This is a genomic window from Acidovorax sp. FG27 (genome assembly GCF_040365715.1).
Classification (GTDB): Bacteria; Pseudomonadota; Gammaproteobacteria; order Burkholderiales; family Burkholderiaceae_C; genus Paracidovorax.
The window spans coordinates 732155-754909 of the sequence record NZ_BAABVY010000009.1; the positions used below are offsets into that span (position 1 = coordinate 732155).

Annotated in this window: 20 protein-coding genes and 1 tRNA gene; 15 read left to right on the top strand and 6 right to left on the bottom strand. The window is 70.3% G+C overall.

Annotation, left to right across the window (positions count from 1 at the left end):
- The first annotated feature begins 104 nt into the window (after positions 1-104).
- Genes hemC through ABWV53_RS10295 form a run of 4 tightly spaced genes read left to right on the top strand, consistent with a single transcriptional unit; the run spans position 105 to position 4275 of the window.
- The gene (hemC, locus tag ABWV53_RS10280; protein WP_353365510.1) at positions 105-1031 is read left to right on the top strand and encodes a hydroxymethylbilane synthase; all 927 of its coding nucleotides are present in this window, start codon (positions 105-107) and stop codon (positions 1029-1031) included.
- 14 nt (positions 1032-1045) lie between these two features.
- Positions 1046-1885, top strand: a complete 840-nt coding sequence (locus ABWV53_RS10285; protein WP_353365512.1) for a uroporphyrinogen-III synthase — start codon at positions 1046-1048, stop codon at positions 1883-1885.
- Positions 1882-2973: a uroporphyrinogen-III C-methyltransferase gene (locus ABWV53_RS10290; protein WP_353365514.1), complete on the top strand. Its 1092-nt coding sequence runs from the start codon at positions 1882-1884 to the stop codon at positions 2971-2973. The genes ABWV53_RS10285 and ABWV53_RS10290 overlap by 4 nt, the downstream gene beginning before the upstream one ends.
- Before the next feature lie 24 nt (positions 2974-2997).
- Positions 2998-4275: a heme biosynthesis protein HemY gene (locus ABWV53_RS10295; protein WP_353365516.1), complete on the top strand. Its 1278-nt coding sequence runs from the start codon at positions 2998-3000 to the stop codon at positions 4273-4275.
- A 57-nt stretch (positions 4276-4332) separates the two neighbouring features.
- On the opposite strand, the gene ABWV53_RS10300 is transcribed toward ABWV53_RS10295, so the two are convergent.
- Positions 4333-5883: an ATP-binding cassette domain-containing protein gene (locus ABWV53_RS10300; RefSeq protein ID WP_353365518.1), complete on the bottom strand. Its 1551-nt coding sequence runs from the start codon at positions 5881-5883 to the stop codon at positions 4333-4335.
- Positions 5884-6269: 386 nt separating this feature from the next.
- Between ABWV53_RS10300 and ABWV53_RS10305 the strand changes: the two genes are divergently transcribed.
- From ABWV53_RS10305 to galU, 3 genes are all read left to right on the top strand, one after another.
- Positions 6270-6905: a VOC family protein gene (locus tag ABWV53_RS10305; protein ID WP_353365520.1), complete on the top strand. Its 636-nt coding sequence runs from the start codon at positions 6270-6272 to the stop codon at positions 6903-6905.
- A 196-nt stretch (positions 6906-7101) separates the two neighbouring features.
- Positions 7102-9975, top strand: coding sequence for a valine--tRNA ligase (locus ABWV53_RS10310; protein WP_502903865.1), 2874 nt, complete (start codon positions 7102-7104; stop codon positions 9973-9975).
- A 184-nt stretch (positions 9976-10159) separates the two neighbouring features.
- Entirely contained in the window at positions 10160-11041 is an 882-nt protein-coding gene (gene galU / locus ABWV53_RS10315) for a UTP--glucose-1-phosphate uridylyltransferase GalU (protein ID WP_353365524.1), read from the top strand.
- Positions 11042-11101: 60 nt separating this feature from the next.
- Here the strand turns inward: galU and ABWV53_RS10320 are convergent, their stop codons facing one another.
- From ABWV53_RS10320 to cysM, 3 genes are all read right to left on the bottom strand, one after another.
- Positions 11102-11329 carry a sulfurtransferase TusA family protein gene (locus ABWV53_RS10320; protein WP_353365526.1) on the bottom strand — a complete coding sequence of 76 codons (228 nt, stop codon included), beginning with the start codon at positions 11327-11329 and terminating at the stop codon, positions 11102-11104.
- Between the two features lie 58 nt (positions 11330-11387).
- A complete protein-coding gene (locus ABWV53_RS10325; RefSeq protein ID WP_353365528.1) occupies positions 11388-11948 on the bottom strand; it encodes an NUDIX domain-containing protein in 561 nt (186 codons plus the stop codon).
- A gap of 128 nt (positions 11949-12076) precedes the next feature.
- A complete protein-coding gene (gene cysM / locus ABWV53_RS10330; protein WP_353365530.1) occupies positions 12077-12982 on the bottom strand; it encodes a cysteine synthase CysM in 906 nt (301 codons plus the stop codon).
- Positions 12983-13025: 43 nt separating this feature from the next.
- Here cysM and ABWV53_RS10335 point away from each other — a divergent pair.
- The 3 genes from ABWV53_RS10335 (at position 13026) to ABWV53_RS10345 (ending at position 15549) form a co-directional block, all read left to right on the top strand.
- Positions 13026-13110, top strand: a tRNA-Leu gene (locus ABWV53_RS10335).
- 182 nt (positions 13111-13292) lie between these two features.
- The gene (locus tag ABWV53_RS10340; protein WP_353365532.1) at positions 13293-14951 is read left to right on the top strand and encodes a histidine kinase famiy protein; all 1659 of its coding nucleotides are present in this window, start codon (positions 13293-13295) and stop codon (positions 14949-14951) included.
- Positions 14952-15360: 409 nt separating this feature from the next.
- Positions 15361-15549: a hypothetical protein gene (locus ABWV53_RS10345; protein WP_353365534.1), complete on the top strand. Its 189-nt coding sequence runs from the start codon at positions 15361-15363 to the stop codon at positions 15547-15549.
- A 154-nt stretch (positions 15550-15703) separates the two neighbouring features.
- On the opposite strand, the gene ABWV53_RS10350 is transcribed toward ABWV53_RS10345, so the two are convergent.
- Together ABWV53_RS10350 and ABWV53_RS10355 are read right to left on the bottom strand one after the other, a co-directional pair.
- The gene (locus ABWV53_RS10350) at positions 15704-15931 is read right to left on the bottom strand and encodes a hypothetical protein (RefSeq protein ID WP_353365536.1); all 228 of its coding nucleotides are present in this window, start codon (positions 15929-15931) and stop codon (positions 15704-15706) included.
- Between the two features lie 111 nt (positions 15932-16042).
- Positions 16043-16966 (bottom strand): LysR substrate-binding domain-containing protein, encoded by a 924-nt coding sequence (locus ABWV53_RS10355; protein ID WP_353365538.1) that lies wholly within the window; start codon positions 16964-16966, stop codon positions 16043-16045.
- A gap of 186 nt (positions 16967-17152) precedes the next feature.
- On the opposite strand from ABWV53_RS10355, the gene ABWV53_RS10360 reads away from it, so the two are divergent.
- From ABWV53_RS10360 to ABWV53_RS10380, 5 genes are all read left to right on the top strand, one after another.
- Positions 17153-18343 carry an acyl-CoA dehydrogenase gene (locus ABWV53_RS10360; RefSeq protein WP_353365540.1) on the top strand — a complete coding sequence of 397 codons (1191 nt, stop codon included), beginning with the start codon at positions 17153-17155 and terminating at the stop codon, positions 18341-18343.
- A 90-nt stretch (positions 18344-18433) separates the two neighbouring features.
- On the top strand, positions 18434-19735 hold the full coding sequence (locus ABWV53_RS10365; protein WP_353365542.1) for a CaiB/BaiF CoA transferase family protein: 1302 nt from the start codon (positions 18434-18436) through the stop codon (positions 19733-19735).
- 191 nt (positions 19736-19926) lie between these two features.
- The gene (locus ABWV53_RS10370; RefSeq protein ID WP_353365544.1) at positions 19927-20886 is read left to right on the top strand and encodes a chemotaxis protein; all 960 of its coding nucleotides are present in this window, start codon (positions 19927-19929) and stop codon (positions 20884-20886) included.
- A gap of 427 nt (positions 20887-21313) precedes the next feature.
- Entirely contained in the window at positions 21314-21934 is a 621-nt protein-coding gene (locus ABWV53_RS10375) for a hypothetical protein (RefSeq protein ID WP_353365546.1), read from the top strand.
- A gap of 80 nt (positions 21935-22014) precedes the next feature.
- Positions 22015-22734 (top strand): DUF4124 domain-containing protein, encoded by a 720-nt coding sequence (locus ABWV53_RS10380; RefSeq protein ID WP_353365548.1) that lies wholly within the window; start codon positions 22015-22017, stop codon positions 22732-22734.
- Positions 22735-22755 lie beyond the last annotated feature (21 nt).

Below are 22755 nucleotides of genomic sequence, written 5' to 3' on the forward strand. Positions count from 1 at the left end.
CCAGGCACGCCCGCACGGGGCTGCCGGGCACCCCGCGCCGCCTGCCACGCCGCGCTTTTCAGCGGCCATCCGCGCCCCCCGGCCGCGGCCTTTCCAGCTTCGACATGACTCCAGAAACCTCCACTGCCCTGCACATCACCATCGCCACGCGCGAAAGCCGGCTGGCGCTGTGGCAGGCCGAACACGTGCGCGGACTGCTCGGCGCGCGCGGCCACACGGTGAACCTGCTGGGCATGACCACGCAGGGCGACCAGATCCTGGACCGCTCGCTCAGCAAGGTGGGCGGCAAGGGCCTCTTCGTGAAGGAGCTGGAAGTGGCGCTGGAAGAAGGCCGCGCCCACATCGCCGTGCATTCGCTGAAGGACGTGCCGATGGAGCTGCCCGAAGGCTTCGTGCTGGCCTGCGTGATGGAGCGCGAGGACCCGCGCGACGCCTTCGTGTCGCCCCGCTACGCCAGCCTGGCCGAGCTGCCGCAGGGCGCGGTGGTGGGCACCTCCAGCCTGCGCCGCCAGGTGCTGCTGCAGGCCCTGCGGCCCGACCTGAAGATCCAGCCGCTGCGCGGCAACCTGGACACGCGGCTGCGCAAGCTGGACGAAGGCCAGTACGACGCCATCGTGCTGGCCGCGGCCGGCCTGAAGCGCCTGGGCCTGGCCGACCGCATCCGCGCCGCCTTCGAGCCCGGCGAGATGCTGCCCGCCGCCGGCCAGGGCGCGCTCGGCATCGAGGTGCTGGGCCAGCGGGCCGACCTGATCGCCGCGCTGATGCCGCTGATGCACCTGCCCACGGGGCTGGCCGTGACGGCCGAGCGCGCCGTCAGCCGGGCGATGGGAGGCAGCTGCTCCATGCCCCTGGCCGCGCACGCGCGCTGGACGGACGGCGGCACCCTGCGGCTGGAGGCCGCCTGGGGCGACCCGGAAGGCCGCCGCCCGCTGGTGCATGCGGCCGCCGAGGCCGCCGTGGCCCTGGCCGATGACGCCGAAGCGCTGGGCGCCGACGTGTCGGCCCAGTTGCGCGCCGGCGGCGCGGGCTGAGCGCGCGGCGCCCCATGGCCACCGGCCCGCGGCGCGGCGCGCTCCGCGCCATCGTCACCCGCCCCGAGCGCGACGCGGCCCAGTGGGTCGCCGACCTGCAGGCACGCGGCGTGCCGGCCTTGGCGCTGCCGCTCATCGCCATCGGCCCGGCCACCCAGCCAGCCCTGCGGCAGGCCCTGGCCCAGGCGCGCGCGAGGCTGGGCACCTGGCGGGCGCTGATGTTCGTCAGCGGCAACGCGGTGCACTATTTTTTTGAGCCCAATCAGGCTCCAGCGCTTGATATATCTGCGCTTACAGCTATCAAAACAAGAGCATGGGCGCCTGGCCCCGGCACCCGCCAGGCGCTGCTGGACGCAGGCGTGCCGGCGGCGGCCATCGACAGCCCGGCAGCCGATGCGGCGCAGTTCGATTCCGAGTCGCTCTGGCGGCAGGTGGCCCCGCAGGTGCGGCCCGGCGACCGGGTGCTGGTGGTCCGCGGCACCACCTCCGGCGCGGCCGTCGAGCCCGGCGACACGGGCGGCCGGGGCCGCGACTGGCTGGCGCGGCAGATCGAGGCGGCTGGCGGGCGGGTCGACTTCGTGGCCGTGTACGAACGCGGCGCGCCGCGACTCACGCCCGCCCGGCAGGCGCTGGCGCGCGAGGCCGCCGCCGATGGCTCGGTGTGGCTGCTCAGCAGCTCCGAGGCCGTCGCCCACCTGGGCCAGGCACTGCCCGGCCAGGACTGGCAGGCGGCGCAGGCGCTCTGCACCCACCCGCGCATCGCCCAGGCGGCGCGGGCGCTGGGTTTCGGCAGCGTGAACGAATGCCGCCCGGCGCTGCCTGACGTGGTCGCGTCGATAGAATCCCGGCGATGAGTTTCGAGCCCACTCCCGGCCTGCCGCCCCCGCCGCCGCAGCACCTGGCAGCCCACCCCGCCGCGCCCCTGACGGGCGGCGCCCGCCTGGCGCTGGCCGTGCTGGGCGGGGTCGCGCTGGCTGCGTTGATCGTCAGCGTGCTGCTGTGGCAGCGGCTTTCGGGTATTCAGGAGCAGCTCGCCCGGCAGTCGGCCGACTCCGGCGCGCTGGCCATCGAGGCACGCACCATGGCCCGCCAGGCGCAGGACGTGTCGCGCGAGACCGCCGCCCGGCTGGCGGTGGCCGAGACCCGGGTGAGCGAGGTCGCGCTGCAGCGCGGCCAGCTGGAGGAATTGATGCGCAGCCTGTCGCGCTCGCGCGACGAGAACCTGGTGGTGGACGTCGAATCCACCCTGCGCATGGCGCAGCAGCAGACGCAGCTGACCGGCAGCCTGGAGCCGCTGGTGGCCGCCCTGCGCAGCGCCCACCAGCGCATCGACCGGGCCGCGCAGCCCCGTCTGGCGCCGGTGCTGCGCGCCATCGAGCGCGACCAGGACCGCATCGGCCGCGCCGCCGTCACGGACACCGCCGGGCTGCTCGGCCGCATCGACGACCTGGTGCGCCAGGTGGACGAGCTGCCGCTGCTCAACGCCGTGGCCCAGGCCGGCGCCACGCGCCGCATGGCCGCCGCCCAGGCGGCGGGCGAGAGCGCCCCCATCTCCACCGCCGGCATGCCGCGCTGGCAGGCGGTGCTGGTCACCGCCTGGGAAGTGGTGCGCGACGAGGCACGCGGGCTGCTGCGCATCAGCCGCATCGACCGGCCCGAGGCCGTGCTGCTGGCGCCCGAGCAGGCGTTCTTCCTGCGCGAGAACCTCAAGCTCAAGCTGCTGAACGCCCGCCTGGGCGTGCTGACGCGGCAGATCGATTCCGCCCGCTCCGACCTGGCGGCGGCCAGCGCCGCGCTCAACAAGTATTTCGACCCGGCCTCGCGCCGCACCCAGGCCGCCGCCACCACGCTGCAGCAGGCGCAGGCCCACATGAAGACGGCCGAGCTGCCCGCGCTGGACGACACACTCGCCGCGCTGGCCACCGCGGCCGCCGGCCGCTGAACCGGCGGGCCGTTGGATCCATCCATGCGCGCAACTCTCTGGCTTCTTGGATTGTTCGGCGTCGCCGTGGCGGTGGCGCTGTTCGCGGGCAACAACCAGGGCTCGGTCACCCTGTTCTGGCCGCCCTACCGCATCGACCTGTCGCTGAACCTGGTGCTGGTGCTGCTGCTGGGCGGCTTCGCCGTGCTCTACGCGGCGCTGCGAGGCCTGGCCGCCCTGCTGGAGCTGCCCCGCCAGGCCCGCCGCTGGCGCGTGCAGCAAAAGGAACGCGCCATGCACGGCGCCCTGCTGGATGCGCTGTCGCAGCTGCTGGCCGGCCGCTTTCTGCGGTCGCGCAAGGCGGCGCTGGCGGCACTGGGCCAGGAAAGCGCCCTGGCCGCCGCGGGCGATGCCCCGCCCCACGGCCGGCAGCTGCGCACGCTGGCCCACCTGGTGGCGGCCGAAGCCTCGCACGCACTGCAGGACCGGCCCACGCGGGCCGCCCACCTCGACCACGCCCTGCGCAACATCCCCGACCGCGCACCCCTCGGCGAGCTGGAACTGCGCGAGGGCGCGCAGCTGCGTGCGGCGCGCTGGTCGCTGGACGAACGCGACGCGCCCGCCGCGCTGGACTGGCTTTCCGCCCTGCCCCAGGGCGCCGCCCGCCGCACGCTGGCGCTGCGCGCGCGCCTGAAGGCCACCCGCCTGTCGCACCAGACGCAGGAGGCGCTGGAGACGGCGCGCCTCCTGGGCAAGCACCGTGCCTTCTCGCCGGCAGCCGCGCAGAGCATGGTGCGCGGCCTGGCGATGGAGCTGATCGACGGCGCGCACGACACCGCCCAGCTGCAGCGCCTGTGGCTGGAACTGGAGCCCGCGGAGCGCGCCATGCCCGAGCTGGCGGTGCATGCCGCGCAGCGGCTGGGCCACCTGGGCGGCGAGGCCGCGCAAGTGCGCCAATGGCTGCTGCCCGCCTGGGAACGCTGGACCGACCCAGCCGCCGGCCTGCCCGACGCCGTGGCGCTGAAGCTGGTGCGCGTGCTGGAAGGCAGCCTGGACGCGCTCGACCCCGCCTGGCTGGCGCGCATCGAAGCCGCCGAGCAGAACAACCCACGTGACGCCCGCCTGCACTACCTGTCGGCGATGGCGTGCCTGCGCCGGCAGCTCTGGGGCAAGGCGCAGCAGCGCTTCACCCAGGCCGTGCAGCAGTTGAACGACGACAGCCTGCGCTGCCGCGCCTGGGCCCACCTGGCCGAGCTGGCCGAGCAGCGCGGCGACGACGAGGCCGCCGCCGCGGCGTGGAAGAACGCGGCCTTGCTGCACTGATGCACGGATACCGACCTGCCTTCGAGCGGATGACGAGGCGGGAAACCGAAGGCAGCGCTATGGCACTTCCAGCGGCGCATCCAGATCCCAGCGCCCGCCCGCCCATGTCCACGCCACCTGCGGCCGCAGCGCCGCCAGAAAGTGTGTGTCGTGCGACACCACCATCAGCGCGCCGGGGTAATGCTGCAGCGCCTGCTCCAGCAGTTCGGTGGCATGGGTGTCCAGGTGGTTGGTGGGCTCGTCCAGCAGCAGCATCTGCGCCGGCTGGGCGCCCCAGAGCGCGCAGGCCAGCGTGGCCCTGACACGCTGGCCGCCGCTCAACTGGTGCCCGGGGCGCTGCAGGCAGGCGGCGTCCAGGCCCAGTTGCGCCAGGCGGGTGCGCAGCTCCGCCAGTGGCAATGGGGAGTGGAGCCGGGCCAGCCGCTCCAGCACGCTCAAGGCCCCAGGCCGCTCCTCCCCGTCGGACTGGCCGAGCCAGGCGGTGCGCACCCCGGTGCGCCACAGGCCCGAGGCGGGCCGCAGCGCACCGGCGGCCAGGCGCAGCAGCGTGCTCTTGCCGCAGCCGTTCGGCCCGGTGATGGCGATGCGCACCGGCCCCTGCCATATGCCGGTGAGCGAGGGCTGACCGGCGGGCGCATGGGGCGGCACGGCCTGCGCCAGTTCCAGCACCGGCTTGCCCGCCGGCACGGCGCTGGCCGGCAGTGCCAGGGCGAGCCGCGGCGTGTCGGGCAGGCGGGCGGCGGCGCCGCGCACGGCGGCATCCAGGCGCTCCATCAGGTGTTCCTGCCGCTGCCGCTCGCGTCCCGCGAAGGCCTGGGCCTGGCCCTTCTTGCGGTCCAGCACGATGGGCGACTGGTTGGTGTCGCGGCCGGCGGCGCGGCCCCGGGCGGCGCGCTGCAGTTGGGCGTCGTGGGCTTGCTGCGCGTCGCGCCGGCCTGCCTCGCGTTCGGCGCGGGCGTGCCGCAGCGCCGCTTCGGCCGCGGCCGCCTCGGCGGCGCGCCGGGCCTGGAACAGCGGCCAGCCGCCACCCACCAGGTGCAGGCCCCGCAGCGTCAGCTCGGCGATCCGATCCACCTGCTCCAGCAGTTCGCGGTCGTGCGTCGCCACCAGCACGGGGCCCGGCCACCGCGCCAGCGTGGCCAGCAGCCAGCGCCGGCCTTCGCGGTCCAGATGGTTGGTGGGTTCGTCGAGCAGCAGGCCGTCCGCGCCCGACAGGAGGAAGGCCCCCGCCAGCGCCACGCGGCAGCGCTGCCCCACGCTGAGCTGCGCGGCCGGGCGGTCGGCACGCAGGTGGGCCAGGCCCGCCTGCGCCATGGCGCGCTGCCATCGCCGGGGCAGATCCCAGTGGCCGTCGGCCAGCGCCAGGTCGCCCGCATCGCCCACGCCGCGCCGCAGGCGGTCCAGCGCCTGCCAGGCAACGCCCACCCCGCCCACGTCGGACGCCGTGGCTTCGGCAGCGGGCGCGGCGGCCTGCTGCGCCACGGCATGCCAGCGGCCCAGGCGCTCGACGGAGCCGGCCGTCGGGCACAGGCCACCTTCCGCCAGCCGCAGCAGCACGCTTTTGCCGACGCCGTTGTCGCCCACCAGGCCGGTGATGCCCGAAGTCACATCCAGCTGCAGTGGCTGCTGCCAAAGGGGGCATCCCTGGCCAGCCTGCCAGTCGATGCCGCGCAGGTGCAGCGCCGTGGGGCCAGCGTCGGACGCGGTAAAAGGAGAGGAATCGGCGCGCCGTGAGCGGCCGGGTTGCGGGCGTGGGCCCGGCGTGAATGTCGTCGCCATGCGAAGCTCCCGGAAATCGAGTCGGCCGCGGGCGGCTGCAAGCAGGCCAGCGGTGCGAAAGGACGGGGGGCTTAGAAGCGCATGGGCGGGGTACCTCCGAGCGAGGTGGGATGAAACGAAGGGCGACTATAGCGCCCTGCCGCGTCGAAACCGTTTCTATTAAGTAAATCGATTACGAATAGTAGAATCGGGTCAAACCATTCCAGGAGACCTGCATGAGCGCCCTGCCCCAACCTGCCTCCCCCGCACTGGCCGACCTTCCGCCGCCCGCCGCCGTGCAGCAGCTGCACCACTACGCCTACCGGGCGCGCGACGCGGAGGAAACACGCCACTTCTACGAAGACATCCTGGGCCTGCCGCTCTACCACATCATCCAGAGCGACCACGTGCCCAGCACGGGCGAGTACTGCCCGTACACCCATTTCTTCTTCCGGCTGCGGGACGGCTCGTTCATCGCCTTCTTCGACCTGGGCGACGACGTGAAGTCGGAGCCGTCGCCGAACACACCGGCCTGGGTGAACCACATCGCCTTCCGCGTGAATACGGTCGAGGAGCTGGCCAATACCAAGGCCCGGCTGGAGGCCCACGGCGTCGAGGTGCTGGGCGTGACCGACCACCACATCTTCAAGAGCATCTATTTCTTCGACCCCAACGGCATCCGCCTGGAGCTGGCCGCGCAGCTGGCCGACGAAGAGCACATGGCCAAGGACAGCCAGGTCGCCCACCAGCGCCTGCGCGAATGGACGCAGCGCAAGGAGGAGTGGCGCCGCCAGCGCGCCGCTGGCCAGGCCGCCGAGCCGCTGAAGCCACAGGCCAACGACCGGCCCGAAGTTGGCGCCGCCAACCCTTGATGCTATCGAATAGATAGCTGCTGGCCCAGTATCGATGGGCGCTGGCGGCTGTTTTCACTCCCATTTTTCCCCGCGATCCGCACGCCCCCGGGCCTTGGCGGGCCGGTGCGGGGCGGGCCGGTAAAATCGGCGCCATCGTCCACAGCCCACCAGGCGGCATCTTGTGCGCAAGATGCCGTTTTTCCATTTGCCCGCCATGAGTGACACCCCTTCGCAGCCCGGCCTTGAGAGCCTGTCCAAATCGTTCGAGCCCGCCGCCCTGGAAGCCCATTGGGGCCCCGAGTGGGAGCGCCGGGGCTACGGCGTCGCGGGCCATCGCGGCACGCAGCAGCCGGACGCGAACGCGCCGGCCTTCTCCATCCAGCTGCCGCCCCCCAACGTGACGGGCACGCTGCACATGGGCCATGCGTTCAACCAGACGATCATGGACAGCCTGACGCGCTACCACCGCATGCTGGGCCACAACACCCTCTGGGTGCCGGGCACCGACCATGCCGGCATCGCAACGCAGATCGTGGTGGAGCGCCAGCTGCAGGACCAGGGCGTGAGCCGCCACGACCTGGGCCGCGAGAATTTCGTGAAGAAGGTCTGGGAATGGAAGGAAAAGAGCGGCAACACCATCACCACGCAGATGCGCCGCATGGGCGACAGCGTGGACTGGAGCCGCGAATACTTCACCATGGACGACAAGCTCTCCAAGGTGGTGACCGACACCTTCGTGAAGCTCTACCAGCAGGGCCTGATCTACCGCGGCAAGCGCCTGGTCAACTGGGACCCGAAGCTGCAGTCCGCCGTGTCGGACCTGGAAGTGGAAAGCGAGGAGAAGGACGGCTCGCTCTGGCACATCGCCTACCCGCTCACCGACGGCAGCGGCACGCTGACCGTGGCCACCACGCGCCCCGAAACGATGCTGGGCGACGTGGCGCTGATGGTGCACCCCGAGGACGAGCGCTACACGCACCTGATCGGCAGGACGGTGACGCTGCCGCTGGTGGGCCGCGAGATCCCGGTCATCGCCGATGACTACGTGGACAAGGCCTTCGGCACCGGCGTGGTCAAGGTCACGCCCGCGCACGACCCCAACGACTACCAGGTGGGCCAGCGACACAACCTGCCGATGATCGTGGTGCTGACGCTGCAGGCCACCGTCAACGACAACGCGCCCGAGAAGTACCGCGGCATGGACCGCTTCGTGGCCCGCAAGGCCATCGTGGCCGACCTGGAAGCGGCGGGCGCCCTGGTCGAAACCAAGAAGCACAAGCTGATGGTGCCCATCTGCACCCGCACGGGCCAGGTGGTCGAGCCCATGCTCACGGACCAGTGGTTCGTCGCCATGAGCAAGGTGAGCGAGCAGGACCCGACGGGCAAGTCGATCGCCCAGAAGGCCATCGACGCCGTGGCCTCGGGCGAAGTGCAGTTCGTGCCCGAGAACTGGGTCAACACCTACAACCAGTGGATGAACAACATCCAGGACTGGTGCATCAGCCGCCAACTTTGGTGGGGCCATCAGATCCCGGCCTGGTACGATGAAGCGGGCAACGTCTACGTGGCGCGCAACGAGGCCGACGCCCAGGCGCAGGCCGGCGCGGGCGCCAAGCTCACGCGCGACGCCGACGTGCTCGACACCTGGTACTCGTCCGCGCTCGTTCCCTTCTCGTCGCTCGGCTGGCCCGAGGCGCTGGAGGACGCATCGCCCACCAAGGACTACGACCTGTACCTGCCCTCCTCCGTGCTGGTCACGGGCTACGACATCATCTTCTTCTGGGTCGCCCGGATGATCATGATGAGCACGCACTTCACCGGCCGCGTGCCGTTCAAACACGTGTACATCCACGGCCTGGTGCGCGACGCGCAGGGCAAGAAGATGAGCAAGTCGGAAGGCAACGTGCTCGACCCGGTCGACCTGATCGACGGCATCGCGCTCGAACCGCTGCTGGACAAGCGCTCCACCGGCCTGCGCCGCCCCGAGACCGCGCCCACCGTGCGCAAGAACACGCAAAAGGAATTCCCCGAAGGCATTCCGGCCTACGGCGCCGACGCGCTGCGCTTCACCTTCGCGGCGCTGGCCAGCCTGGGCCGCAGTATCAACTTCGACAGCAAGCGCTGCGAGGGCTACCGCAACTTCTGCAACAAGCTCTGGAATGCCAGCCGCTTCGTGCTGATGAACTGCGAGGGCCGCGACTGCGGCCTGGAAGACCACGCGCCCACGGCCTGCGATGGCGACTACCTGGAGTTCAGCCAGGCCGACCGCTGGATCGTGTCGCTGCTGCAGCAGGTGGAGGGCGAGGTCGCCAAGGGCTTTGCCGAGTTCCGCCTGGACAACGTGGCCAACACGGTCTACGACTTCGTCTGGAACGAGTTCTGCGACTGGTACCTGGAGATCGCCAAGGTGCAGATCCAGACCGGCACTGCGGCGCAGCAGCGCGCCACGCGCCGTACGCTGATCCGTACGCTGGAGACCATCCTGCGCCTGGCGCACCCCATCATTCCGTTCATCACCGAAGGCCTCTGGCAGCAGGTGGCGCCCGTCGCTGGCCGCGCCGGCCCGTCGGTCAGCATCGCCGCGTATCCCCAGGCGCAGCCCGAGAAGATCGACGCAGCAGCCATCGCCCACGTGGCCAAGCTCAAGTCGCTGGTGGACGCCTGCCGCACGCTGCGCGGCGAGATGAACGTATCGCCGGCCACCCGCCTGCCCCTTTACGTGGTGGGCGACGCCGACTTCATGCGCGGCGCGGCGCCGGTGCTGCAGGCGCTGGCCAAGTTGAGCGAGGTCAAGGTGTTCGACGACGAGGCTGCCTGGGCCGCCGCCGCCCAGGCCGCGCCCGTGGCCGTGGTGGGCGAGGCGCGCATGTGCCTGCACATGGAGATCGACGTGGCGGCCGAGAAGGCGCGCCTTTCGAAGGAAGTGGCCCGCATCGAGGGCGAGATCGCCAAGGCCGGCGCCAAGCTGTCCAACGAGGCCTTCGTCGCCAAGGCGCCGCCCGCCGTCATCGACCAGGAGAAAGAGCGCGTGGCCGACTTCGGCGCGACGCTCTCGCGCTTGCAGGACCAGCTAGCACGGCTGGGCTGACGGGCCGCAGCTTGGGTGACGCGCCGCCCGCCGGCTGGGCGGCGCGTCCTGCAGAACAGATATGGGGCCGCATACGCGCCGGAAGCCGAGAGCCGCTCCTGCGCTTTGGCGCAATCGACTACATAACGTGACGCCCCTCACCCGTATGATGCCCCCCCGAATTTCATCACCGAGAACGCACTGCATGAACGATTCCACCGCAACGATCCGCAAGGCCGTCTTCCCCGTCGCAGGCCTGGGCACCCGCTTCCTGCCAGCCACCAAGGCGCAGCCCAAGGAGATGCTGCCCGTCGTGGACAAGCCGCTGATCCAGTACGCCGTCGAGGAAGCCTATGCCGCCGGCATCCGGCAGATGATCTTCATCAACGGCCGCAACAAGCGCGCCATTCCGGACCACTTCGACACCGCCTACGAGCTGGAATCGGAGCTGGAATCCAAGGGCAAGGACGAGCTGCTGTCGCTGGCCCGCTCCATCGTGCCGGACGACATGGAGTGCATCTACATCCGCCAGCCCAAGGCCCTGGGCCTGGGCCACGCCGTGTACTGCGCGCACAGCGTGGTCGGCAACGACCCCTTCGCCGTGCTGCTGGCCGACGACCTGATGGTCGGCAAGCCGCCGGTGCTCAAGCAGATGGTGGAGCAGTTCGCCGAATGGCAGGCCACCATCCTGGCGGTGCAGGAAGTGCCTGACGAACACACGCGGCGCTACGGCATCGTGGCCGGCAAGCCGGTCAACGACCGCCTGCTGGAGCTGTCGCACATGGTCGAGAAGCCCGCGCCGGAAGACGCGCCTTCTCGCCTGGGCGTGGCCGGCCGCTATATCCTCACGCCGGGCGTGTTCCGCGAGATCGCGGCCCTGCCGCGTGGCGTGGGCGGCGAGATCCAGCTGACCGACGGCATCGCCGCGCTGATGCGCCGCGAGAAGGTGTTCGCCTACCGCTACGACGGCAAGCGCTACGACTGCGGCAGCAAGGAAGGCTTCCTGGAGGCCAACGTCGAGCTGGCGCTGGAACATCCCCAGCTGGGCGCCGACTTCCGCAAGTACCTCAAGAGCCTGGATCTCTGAGTCACTCACCGACCGGAAACGACAAGGCCCGCATGCAGCGGGCCTTTTTTTCGGCGGCGCTCAACGCCGGCGCAGCACGTGGATGAATTCGTCCCCCACCGTCTGCTGCTCGACCAGCTCGTTGCCGGTCTGCTTGGCGAATGCCTGGAAGTCACGCAGCGAGCCGCCGTCGGTCGCCAGCACCTTGAGCAACTGGCCGCTGCCCATGCTGGCCAGGGCCTTCTTGGCCTTCAAGATGGGCAGCGGGCAATTGAGCCCGCGGGTGTCGATTTCCTGGTGGATGTGCATCGTGTTTCCTGGACGTAATGCGTGATTTTAGGGCGCGCCCGAATGACCGCCCCGCTCGTCAGGCCGGATCTTCCGCGCTGCGCGGTGCCTGGAAATCCGCGAAGCGCGGCTCGATGCCGCGCCGGCGCAGCCAGTCGGCCAGGGCGTACCCCGTCCCCGCGGGCCAGCAGATGACGGATGCCGGATCGATCAGCCGGTACTCCACCAGCTCCGGCGACAGGCGGATGCTTCCGCGCGCCACCGCGTGGTAGGCGATGATGACCTGGTTCATGCGCACGAACGGGTAGGCGCCCACCAGCTGCAACCCGCCGGCCGCGGTGTCCACGTCGAGCTGGGTTTCTTCCTTGATCTCGCGCGCGATGCCTTCCTGCGGGCTTTCCCCGGCCTCCATGAAGCCGGTGATCAGCCCGAACGCCCTGCCCGACCAGGCCGCGTTGCGCGCCAGCAGCACCCGGCCCTCGTACTCCACGATGGCGGCCAGCACCGGCGTGGGGTTGTTCCAGTGCGTCCATCCGCAGGCCGGGCAGCGAAGCCGCTCCGTCGGGCCGCTGTCTTCCTCCAGCGTGATGGGCGCGAGCGCCGTGGCGCAGTGCGTGCAGAACCGTGTTTCGTACACCATGGAGAGAACCTCGTGCCGAGATGCCGAACGCTACTGAATCAGTAGCATGAGGCGCCCTTTTGGTAAGCGCGGGAGGGCGATTTGGCCATCCAACCCGGGCGTCGACCCCACCCGGACGGCCCGGCCGCTCACGCCGGAAAGACGCCGGTGGACAGGTACCGGTCGCCCCGGTCGCACACGACGAAGACGATGGTCGCGCCCTGCTCGCGGCGGGCGATCTCCTGCGCCGCCCAGCAGGCACCGGCGGCGGAGATGCCGCCGAAGATGCCCTCCTCGCGCGCCAGGCGGCGGCACATGTCTTCGGCGTCGTCCTGCCCGACGCTGATGGTTTCATCCACCGCCCGGGGGTCGTAGATCTTGGGCAGGTATTCCTCGGGCCACTTGCGGATGCCCGGAATGCGCGAGCCCTCCTTGGGTTGCGCGCCGATGATCTGGATCGCCGGGTTCTTTTCCTTCAGGAACCGCGACACGCCGGTGATGGTGCCGGTGGTGCCCATGGCGCTGACGAAGTGGGTGATGCGGCCTTCGGTCTGCTCCCACAGCTCGGGGCCGGTGGTTTCGTAATGGATGCGCGGGTTGTCGGAATTGGCGAACTGGTCGAGCACCCGGCCCTTGCCTTGCGCCACCATGGTGTCCGCCAGGTCGCGCGCGTATTCCATGCCGCCGCTCTTGGGGGTAAGGATCAGTTCGGCGCCGAACGCCTTCATGGTCTGCGCCCGCTCGATGGACAGGTCCTCCGGCATCACCAGCACCATGCGGTAGCCGCGCACCGCCGCGGCCATCGCCAGCGCGATGCCGGTGTTGCCCGAGGTCGCCTCGATCAAGGTGTCGCCGGGCTGGATCTCGCCCCGCTCCTCGGCCCGGCGGATCATCGACAACGCCGGCCGGTCCTTCACCGAACCCGCCGGATTGTTGCCTTCCAGCTTGCCCAGCACGACGTTGCCCCGCGCCTGGTTGTCCGCCGCGCCGATGCGCTGCAACGCCACCAGCGGCGTGCGGCCGATGGCGTCCTCGATGGTGGGATAGGTCTTCATATGATGCTACTGTGCCATAATTCGTCTCTTTGATTTTTGCGTCGCCCGGGTGGTGGAATTGGTAGACGCAGGGGACTCAAAATCCCCCGCCGCAAGGCGTGCCGGTTCGATTCCGGCCCCGGGCACCATGGCTTGCAGCCGGTGGTTCACCAACGCATTGCGACCGTTCAGGCATGCCCTGGCATCGTCGTCGCCCCCTTCCCTTGCTCTTTGTCGCCGCGCTGGTTCGTCTCGTTCGCACGGCTAGCGCCGACAGACTAAACAGCGCCAGCGCCTACGCGAACCATGGCGGGCACTGATCTAATGCGGCATGAATTCGCACGACGAAAAGCCACCCATCCACGGCTCGCGGGCGCCCGAGGTGTCCATGGCGGGGTCCGATGTCCGCACCTTGCGGGACCACGAAGACGACATCTTCTTCACCGCCATCGAAACCACCCGCATGCCGATGCTGGTGACCGATCCGCGCCAGCACGACAACCCGATCGTGTTCGTGAACCGGGCGTTCCTGTCGATGACGGGTTACACGCGCGAGGAGATCCTGGGCACCAACTGCCGCTTCCTGCAGGGGCCCGGCACCGACCGATCCACCGTGAGCGCGCTGTCCGAGGCCATCGCCAACCGCCGTGAATTCACGACCGAGATCCTGAACTACCGCAAGGACGGCTCCTCGTTCTGGAATGCCCTGTTCGTCTCGCCGGTCTACAACAAGAACCAGCAGCTGGTGTATTTCTTCGCCTCGCAGCTCGACGTGAGCCGGCGCCGCGATGCGGAGCTGGCGTTGGCGCAGGCCCAGAAGATGGAAGCGCTGGGCCAGCTGACGGGCGGGATCTCGCACGATTTCAACAACCTGCTGCAGGTCATCTCCGGGCACCTGGAGATCGCCAAGCGCCGCATCCAGTCCGGCAAGGACGCCGAGGCCGTGCTGAGCAGTGTGGGCAGCGCGACCGAGGCCGTGAAGCGCGCCGCCACGCTGACGCAGCAGCTGCTTGCATTCGCGCGCAAGCAGCGGCTGGAGGGCCGGCCCATCAATCTGAATGCCACGGCCGAGAACATCCGCGCCATGATGGAGGAGACGCTCAGCGATCGCATCGTGCTGAAGATGGAGCTGGCCGATGACCTGGGCAATTGCCAGGTGGACCCGACCCAGCTGGAATCGGCCATCATCAACATCGTGACCAATGCGCGCGACGCCATGCCAGACGGCGGCGAGGTGACGATACAGACCGGCAACGTGGAGGTGACCGGCGCGGACGTGGTGGCCTTCGGCGGCCTGCAGCCCGGGCGGTACGTGGCGATCTCCATCACGGACACGGGCGAAGGCATTCCACCCGAGCTGATCAAGCAGGTGGTCAACCCTTTCTTCACCACCAAGCCCGAGGGCAAGGGCACGGGCCTGGGCCTGTCCATGGTGTATGGCTTTGCCAAGCAGTCGGGCGGCACGGTCAGCATCTATTCCGAAGTGGGGGTGGGCACGACGGTACGCCTCTACTTCCCGGCCACCGGCAAGCCGATGAGCCTGCAGATGCCCGCGCCGGAAGACAAGCCTGCCGAGCGGGGCGGCACCGAAAGCGTGCTGGTGGTGGACGACCGCCAGGAAGTGGCGGACCTGGCGGGCGCGATGCTGGAAAGCCTGGGCTACCAGGTCGAGATCGCCACCGATGCTGCGCAGGCCCTTGCGCGGCTCGACGCCAAGGACGACCCGCTGGTGCCCGACCTCGTGTTTTCCGACGTGCTGATGCCCGGGGGCATGAACGGGTTCATGCTGGCGCGCGAGATACGGCGGCGCAACCCGCGCATCGCCATCCTGCTGACCACCGGTTATGCCGGCGACGGCAACATCAGCGACGTGTCGGAAGGCGCGGAGTTCGACGTGCTGAAGAAGCCCTACGGCATGGGCGACCTGGCGCGGCGTGTGCGGATCGCGCTGGAAGGCCACACGGGCGGCCGCCGCGGCGTGCGCGGCTGAGGTGCCGGGCCCCAGGGCCTGCGTCGTACCGCGTGCTTTCGCTGCCCGATTCCCGGCGCAGCGGGGCCTGCGCCTACCGAACCATCGCGAAGCGGACGTAGGGAGGGGTATCGGCCGGCTCCGGCGCGGGCCCGGGTACGTCGGGCTCCACAGGCTGGCCCGGAATGCCGCCGGCGGCGGCGGCCCGTGGTGTCGGCTGAGGGAATGCTGAAGTCATGGAAAGAGGAAGCAGCGTGGCGTCGCGCGGGTTGCAGCCGGATGGATCCGTTCCCCGCCTCATACGCCGTACATGACCGAAGCGGCCAAGTAGGCGATGCTGACGCTGGAGAACAGCATGAATCCAGCCACCACGGTCAGGACTTTCTTCATTGGGTCGCTCCTTCAATAGGGGTGAACGAAAGAATGGGTCGTGACCGGCAAGACGACGCTGGTGGACGATACGGTCGTCGGGCTGCAGGGCCTGAGCTGCCTCCGGATCGACCGGCGATCCGGTGGAGGGCAGCAGGCCTTGCTGCAGCGCGGCGACGAGGTCGGCCGGCGCACCAAGGCTTTCCGACCGCCAGGGAAATTTAGCTGCCGCGATGGAGCCAGGTTGTAGGACGACGGCGCCTGCCGGCCTGCGCCTTCCGCTGCAGCCCCCACTTGCCCCACACGGAAGCCGCAGGCGAAAAAAAGCCGTCCGATGTCTTGAGACGAGGGACGGCACGCATGCGGGCGTTGGCGGCGGTGGGCCGCCGCGGCATCGGCGGCGCTCAGTTGTTCTGCCGCTTGATGATGTCGCGGCCGGCATCGGTGATCTGCAGGTCGCCGCCCGGCGTGCGGGCGATCAGCTTCCAATCCAGCAGGCGGCCCGACAGATGGTGCTTGAGCGCTTCCGGAATGCTGATGCCGCGCCCCAGCTCCAGTTGCTTCAGGGTCTCGATCTCGTCCAGGGTGGGCTCGAACGTGGGGGCATGGTAGGTGGACGGGATGGCGGACATGGACACGGCTCCTTGGGACTTTGAACTTAGAAATGTGGCTCTACGTCCACAGGGTAGTGCCGCCCGCCAGGGGTTGCAACCGGCCAAGGCGCGCTTTCGGCACCAGGGCGTTCAAGTCGCGGCGTTGTCCTGCAACCAGGCGGAAAACGCCGCGAGCACGGGCGACTGGGCCTGGGCCGGGCTGACCAGGTAGTAGGCGCGCTCGCCCCGCAGCGGCCTGGCGCAGGCGACCACCAGCTCACCCCGGGCGATCTCGGCCTCGATCAGCATCGGCGGCATGAGCGCCACGCCCAGGCCATGGGTGGCGGCCACGGCCAGCATCGAGAACAGCTCGTAGCGCGGCCCGTCCAGCGCGCGTGGCGCGTCCACCCCCTGCGCGGCGAACCATTGCTGCCAGCCCAGCGGCCGCGTGCTCTGCTGCAGGAGCGGCAGCTGCGCCAGCGCCTCGGCCGCCACGGGCTGGTGCGCCCGGCCCGGCCCCCGGGCGGCGGCGGAGGCGAGCAGGCGCGGGCTGCAGACCGGCACCACGTCTTCGCGCATCAGCAGTTGCACCTGCACTCCGGGCCACTGGGCGATCTGCTCGGGCGTGCCGGCATAGAGCGCCGCGTCGAAGGTGGTGTCGGCAAAGAGGAACGGGCGCGTGCGGGTGTCGATGTGGACGACGATCTCCGGATGCAGGGCGGCCAGCCGGGGCAGCCGCGGGATCAGCCAGCGTGTGGCGAAGGTCGGCACCGCCGCCAGCGACAGCGCCCCGCCCCGGCCCTGGTGGGACATCACGTCGAGCGTGTCGCGCTCCAGCCCCTGCAGCCAGCGCGCCACCTGCCGCCCATAGCGCGAGCCGGCGGGCGTCAGCACCACGCCGTGGCGGGTGCGCCGAAAGAGCGGCACGCCCAGCCATTCCTCCAGCGCAAGGATCTGCCGGGACACCGCGCTCTGCGTGAGCGACAGCTCCTGCGCGGCCCGGGTGTAGCTTTCATGGCGCGCCGCGGCCTCGAAACAAGCCAGTGCCTGGGTGGATGGAAGATGCCGGTGCATGCCTGCAAGCTTAAACCCAGACAGCCCCCAGAGATTCCCCAGACATTCCATTCACGCATTTCTTGATGAAAACAAGTCGTTTGCCATCGAGGGTGGCATTGCCTACGATGGCCTCCAACCGCTCCCACCATGCCATCACGGCATGTCTGGAGCCTCATTTTCCAACCTCGACTCCGGAGACACACCATGGCCCACGCCCGCTTTCAATGGGACGACCCTTTCCTCATCGACCAGCAGCTCAGCGACGACGAGCGCGCCATCCGTGACGCCGCGGCGGCCTACTGCCAGGACAAGCTCGCGCCCCGCGTGCTGGACGCGTTCCGCCACGAGAAGATGGACACCAGCATCTTCCGCGAGATGGGCGAAGTCGGCCTGCTGGGCCCGACCATTCCCGAACAGTACGGCGGCCCGGGTCTGGGCTACGTGGCCTATGGCCTCATCGCCCGCGAGGTGGAGCGGGTCGATTCGGGCTACCGCTCGATGGCCAGCGTGCAAAGCTCGCTGGTGATGGTGCCGATCTTCGAATTCGGCACCGAAGCGCAAAAGCAGAAGTACCTGCCCCGACTCGCCAGCGGCGAATGGATCGGCTGCTTCGGCCTGACCGAGCCCGACCACGGCTCCGACCCCGGCAGCATGGCCACCCGCGCCTACAAGACCGCTGGCGGCTACAAGCTCAAGGGCACCAAGATGTGGATCACCAACAGCCCGGTGGCCGACGTCTTCGTGGTCTGGGCCAAGGAAGTTTCCGAAGGCGGCGCCGTCGGCCCCATCCGCGGCTTCGTGCTGGAAAAGGGCATGAAGGGCCTCTCGGCCCCGGCCATCCACGGCAAGGTGGGCCTGCGCGCCAGCATCACCGGCGAGATCGTGATGGACGACGTCTTCGTGCCCGAAGAGAACGCTTTCCCCGAAGTGCAGGGCCTGAAGGGCCCCTTCACCTGCCTGAACAGCGCCCGCTACGGCATCGCCTGGGGCGCGATGGGCGCGGCCGAATTCTGCTGGCACACCGCCCGCCAGTACACGCTGGACCGCAAGCAGTTCGGCCGCCCGCTGGCCGCCACGCAGCTCATCCAGAAGAAGCTGGCCGACATGCAGACCGAGATCGCCCTGGGCCTGCAGGCGGCGCTGCGCTTCGGCCGCATGAAGGACGAGGGCATCGCGTCGGTCGAAGGCACCTCCATCATCAAGCGCAACAACTGCGGCAAGGCGCTGGACATCGCCCGCCTGGCCCGCGACATGATGGGCGGCAACGGCATCAGCGACGAGTTCGGCGTGGCGCGCCACCTGGTCAACCTGGAAGTGGTGAACACCTATGAAGGCACGCACGACGTGCACGCGCTGATCCTGGGCCGGGCACAAACCGGGCTGGCGGCGTTCTGATGCCGATTTGCTACTAAGTTGATAGCTTCACGCGCTTTATTCACAAGCGCTGCAGGCCGTTTTCATCCTCAACCAGCCGCTGTACACCGCATGACATCCCCCGCTTCCACCCCTGCAGGCGCACTGGCCGGCATCCGCGTGCTCGATCTCTCGCGCGTGCTGGCCGGGCCCTGGTGCACCCAGGTGCTGGCGGACCTGGGCGCGGACGTGGTGAAGGTGGAGCGCCCCGGCGTCGGCGACGACACGCGGCACTGGGGCCCGCCCTTCCTGCGCGATGCGGACGGCAACGACACCGACCAGGCCGCCTACTTCACGGCCTGCAACCGCAACAAGCGCTCCATCACCATCGACATCGCCACGGCCGAAGGCCAGCAGCTCATCCGCCAGATGGCGCTGCAGGCCGACGTGGTGGTGGAGAACTTCAAGGTTGGCGGCCTGCGGCAGTACGGCCTCGACCATGCCAGCCTGCGGGCGCTGAACCCGCGCCTCATCTACTGCTCGGTCACCGGCTTCGGGCAGACCGGCCCCTACGCGGAGCGCGCCGGCTACGACCTGATGGTGCAGGCCATGACCGGCCTCATGAGCATCACCGGCCGCGCCGACGACGCCCCCGGCGGCGGCCCGCTGCGCGTGGGCGTGGCCGTCATCGACCTGTTCACCGGCCTCTACGCCAGCAACGCCATCCTGGCCGCCCTGCACGTGCGCGACAACGCCACGAACGGCACCGGCGAAGGCCAGCACATCGACATGGCACTGCTGGACGTGGGCATGGCCGTGCTGGCCAACCAGGCGGCCGGCTTCCTGGCCACGGGCCAGGCGCCCGGCCGCATGGGCAACAGCCACCCCAGCCTGGTGCCCTACCAGGACTTCCCCACGGCCGACGGCAACATGCTGCTGGCCATCGGCAACGACGGGCAGTTCGCCCGCTTCTGCGCCGCCGCCGGCCAGCCGCAGTGGGCACAAGACGCGCGCTTTGCCACCAACACCTTGCGCGTGCAGTACCGCGCCACCCTCATTCCGCTGATGGAAGCCGTCACCCGCACGCGCAGCACCGCCGACTGGGTGGCGCTGCTGGAGGACAAGGCCGTGCCCTGCGGCCCCATCAACGACGTGGCCCAGGCATTCGACGACCCGCAGGTGCGCGCCCGCGGGTTGCGGGTGGAGCTGCCCCGCTGGAGCGAAGGCCCCGGTGACGGCCCCGCCCCCCGACCGGCGGCGGGCGACGGCATCGACCGCATCGCCACCGTGGCCAGCCCCTTGCGCCTGTCGGCCACCCCGCCCGTGCTGCGCCGCGCGCCGCCGGCCCTGGGGCAGCACACCGAGGAAGTGCTGGCCGACTGGGGCATCGGCTGCGAGCGCCTGGGCGAATGGCGGGCGGCGGGGGTCGTGTAGGCCGCCCCCGGCCGGCGGCGCCGGTCGCCATCGGCCGCTGACGGCGCCCCGCGCTGTCGCCCGACCGCCACAGCCGCACGACCTACCCCCGGGTGAAACCGGCAAGCTGCGGAAATCCGCCAGATCGCGGCACCGCTGCCCGCGCTTCGCCCCTAGAATTTACAAAGGTACACAATTACCAAGGAAATGCCATGAAGGCCGTGCAGCAGGAAATCGACGAGCGGACCAACCTTACCGGAACCAACAAGTTCGAGCTGCTGCTGTTCCGCCTGGGGCAGGACGAGGCGCTGGGCAAGTCCGAGCTGTTCGGGATCAACGTGTTCAAGATCCGCGAGATCGTGGCCATGCCCAACATCACGCCCATCGCGGGGTCGACGCCGCATTCGCTGGGCGTGGTCAACCTGCGCGGCCAGATCATCCCGGTGCTGGACCTGCCCTCCATCGTCGGCTGCAAGCCGCAGACCGGCCTGAACATCATGCTGGTCACCGAATACGCCCGCACCACGCAGGCGTTCGCGGTCGAATCGGTGGAAGACATCGTGCGGCTGGACTGGAAGCAGGTGCTGTCGGCCGAAAGCAGCGGCACGGGCGGCAAGCTGGTCACCAGCATCGCCCGGCTGGACGGCAACACCGACGGCTCGCGCCTGGCGCAGGTGCTGGACGTGGAGGCCATCCTGCAGATGGTGTCGCCCTCCGACACGCACCAGGTCGACGCCTCCAAGATCGGCCCCAAGCTGAAGCTCAAGCCCGGCACCATCATCCTGGCGGCCGACGACTCCTTCGTGGCGCGCTCGCTCATCGAGCAGGAGCTGCAGGCGCTGCACGCGCCCTACGAGATGACCAAGTCCGGCAAGGAGGCGTGGGACCGGCTCAACGCCATCGCCCGCAGCGCGGAGGCCGAAGGCAAGACCGTGGCCGACCGCGTGTCGCTGGTGCTGACCGACCTGGAGATGCCCGAGATGGACGGCTTCACCCTGACGCGCAACATCAAGCAGGATCCCAAGCTCAAGCACATCCCGGTGGTGATCCACTCCTCCCTGTCGGGATCGGCCAATGAAGACCACGTGCGCAGCGTGGGGGCCGACGGCTACGTGGCCAAGTTCGTCGCCGAGGATCTGGCCGAGACCATGCGCCGCGTGCTGGCGGCCTGAGACGGCGTCGACGAGCCCGCCACCCCGCGCCACGGCCGCACGCGCCGGGCCGGTGCGGGCACTGCTTTCAAAGCCCAATCGGCCTCCAGCGGTTGATACACATGGGCCTTTAGCTATTATAAAGATAGCATTTTCCGATGAGCGCCGCAGGGCCCGGCGCTCTCCATTCCTGCCAGCTGCCTTCGGTGCCGCGAGACGGCGCGCGTCGCCCGGCGCAGCCGTGCCTCGTCCCGAGGGCCTCAGGCCCGGCGTGTCCACATCCGGACACGACCATGAAGACCCGGCAAAGCCCGACAAAGCCCGCCCGCCGGAGTCAACCAAAATGGCTGGCAGCGCGTCAGACGGGCTCCATCAGCAGGCGCGCCCTGGCGGCCGCGGCCGCCGTCCTTCCCAGCGCACTGCGCGCGCCCACCAGAAAGAGACAGCCATGCGCCATCTTCCCTCCCTGCTCCGACTGGCCGCCGCCCCGGCCCTGGCCAGCCTCTTCGTGGGCTGCGCGGCCATGCCCGGCGACCCCTACTACGACCAGGGCGGCTACTACCCGCCCGCGGGCAGCTACCCGAGCGCGGGCTACTCCGGCGGCAGCTATCCGTATGGCGGCTACCCTTCCACCAGTTCGTCGGTGACGGTGTACGAATCGCCGCGCTACATCTACTCCAACCCCACGGTCGTGCCGGTGCCGATCTACACCCAGCGGCCCGGCTACGACGACTGGCGCGAGCGCCGCGACCGCCAGGCGTGGGAGGCCCGCCGGCGCGACGACGAGCGCCGCGACGCCATGCGCCGCGACGCGGACCGCCGCGAGGCCGACCGCCGTGCCGACGACCGCCGCCGCAACGACGACGCACGGCGCGAGGCGGAGCGGCGCGAATTCGAACGCCGCCGCGCCGACGACGTGCAGCGCAACGCCAACCGGCTGCCGCCCCACCCCAACCCCGACGTCGAACGCAACCGCCGCGAAGAGGCCGAGCGCAACCGCCGCGCGTGGGAAGACATGGAAAACAACCGCCGCCGCGGCGGCGGAACGCCCAAGCCCGACTGGCGCTGACGGCCCACCCGCCCCGCCCGTCCACTCCCCGCCGCCCTCCCGCCCATCCCCACGCGTCCCACGCGTCCCACGAGCCGACCATGCCGTCCATCCCCCGCCGCCCCATCGCCCGGCGCCCGCGCCTGGCCAAAGTCACGGCCATGGCCACCGTGCTGGCGGCTGGGCTGGCGCTGCACGGGGCCGCCCAGGCCCAGGTGCTGCGCTGCACCGACCCGGCCACGGGCAAGGTGACCTACACCGACGGCCGTTGCGGCAGCGGCGCAGCCACCCGCGAGGTGGAGCCGCGCAAGACGGACGAGGAAATCCGGCAGGAGCGCGAACAGGCGGCCCAGGCGCTGGAGCGCCGGCAGGAGCGCCTGCAGGCCGAAGCCGAACAGCAGCGGCTCCAGGACGCCCGGGACGCCCGGGACGCCCGCGAACGCCGCGCCCAGCCCCGCCACGACGCCGCTCCCGACCCGTCCCAGTCGGCCGCCTGCCGCAGCGCCCGCCGCCAGCTGCAGGAAGTGACCGCCACCCTGGGCCGGGGCATGGTGGACGAGGCCACGCGGCTCGACGCGGCGCAGCGCCAGGCCGACCAGGCTTGCCTGGGCCCGGCGCAGTACCTGGAGGCCGAACGGGCGCGTGCCGGGCGGCCGGCCTACGCCACGCCCTACCCCACGGCGCCAGGCTATGCGCCCCCCTACTACGGGCCGCCGGTGGTCGTGGTGCCCCCCCGCCCGGTGCCCGTGCGGCCGGCCGAGATCACGCAGTGCAACGTGTTCCGCTGCTACGACCGGCAGGGCAACATCTACCCCCGGTAGGCAAGGCCGGGTGCCGGCGCG